Here is a 1452-nt window from a genome sequence, read left to right on the forward strand (position 1 = left end):
CACCGGCGTCGACATCGCCAACGTCAAGATGAGCATGAACCCGTTTGACGAGATTGCCGTCGAAGAGGCGACCCGCCTGAAGGAAAAGGGCGTCGTGACCGAAGTCATCGCCGTGAGCTGCGGCGTGCTGCAGTGCCAGGAAACCCTGCGCACCGCCATGGCGATCGGCGCCGACCGCGCCATCCTGGTCGAGACCGCCGAAGAGCTGCAGCCGCTGGCCGTGGCCAAGCTGCTCAAGGCGCTGGTCGACAAGGAGCAGCCCCAACTGGTGATTCTGGGCAAGCAGGCGATTGATGACGATTGCAACCAGACCGGCCAGATGCTGGCGGCCCTGCTGGGCTGGCCGCAAGCCACCTTTGCCTCCAAGGTGGAAGTCGAAGGCGGTCAGGCCAAAGTGACCCGCGAAGTCGACGGCGGCCTGGAAACGCTGGCCCTCACGCTGCCCGCCATCATCACCACCGACCTGCGTTTGAACGAACCGCGCTATGTGACGCTGCCCAACATCATGAAGGCCAAGAAAAAGCAGCTGGACAACGTCAAGCCGGAAGACCTGGGTGTGGACGTCAAGCCACGCATCAAGACCCTCAAGGTCAGCGAGCCGCCCAAGCGCAGCGCCGGTGTCAAGGTGGCCGACGTGGCCGCCCTGGTGGACAAACTCAAAAACGAAGCGAAGGTGATCTAAATGACCGCACTTGTAATTGCCGAACACGACAACAACGCCATCAAACCCGCGACCCTCAACACCGTGACCGCCGCCGCCCAGTGTGGTGGCGAGGTGCATGTGCTGGTCGCCGGCAAGGGTGCCGAAGCTGCAGCCCAGGCCGCCTCCAAAATAGCCGGTGTGGCCAAAGTCATCCACGTCGATGGCGTGCACTTTGAGCACGGCCTGGCTGAAAACATGGCCGCGCAGGTGGTCGCCATCGCCGGCAGTTATTCGCACATCCTGTTTCCGGCCACGGCATCGGGCAAAAACATCGCCCCGCGCGTGGCCGCCACGCTGGACGTTGGCCAGATCTCCGACATCACCAAGGTCGATGCGGTGGATACCTTTGAGCGCCCCATCTATGCCGGCAACGCGATTGCCATTGTGCAGAGCCTGGATGCCACCAAAGTCATCACTGTGCGCACCACGGGCTTCGATGCGGCAGCGGCCACGGGCGGCTCGGCTGCCGTGGAAACGCTGGCCGGCGTGGCCGACAGCGGCAAATCGTCGTTTGTCGGCTCCGAGATTGCCAAGAGCGACCGCCCCGAGCTGACCGCCGCCAAGATCATCGTGTCGGGCGGCCGTGCGCTCGGTTCTGCCGAGAAGTTCAACGAAGTCATGCTGCCGCTGGCTGACAAGCTGGGCGCCGCCCTGGGCGCCTCGCGTGCCGCGGTCGACGCGGGCTATGCCCCCAACGACTGGCAAGTGGGCCAGACCGGCAAGATCGTGGCGCCGCAGTTGTACATCGC

General features: G+C 64.2%; 2 protein-coding genes. Both read left to right on the forward strand.

Annotated features, from left to right (window positions below; genetic code table 11):
* The coding region (locus AC1DUR_RS25775) for an electron transfer flavoprotein subunit beta/FixA family protein (RefSeq protein WP_477720840.1) at positions 1-682 on the forward strand (682 nt) is incomplete at its 5' end.
* A partial coding sequence (locus AC1DUR_RS25780; RefSeq protein WP_477722389.1) for an electron transfer flavoprotein subunit alpha/FixB family protein occupies positions 683-1452 on the forward strand: 770 nt, incomplete at its 3' end. It lies immediately after the preceding gene.

It is taken from the genome of Polaromonas sp. P4_F4 (assembly GCF_056401355.1).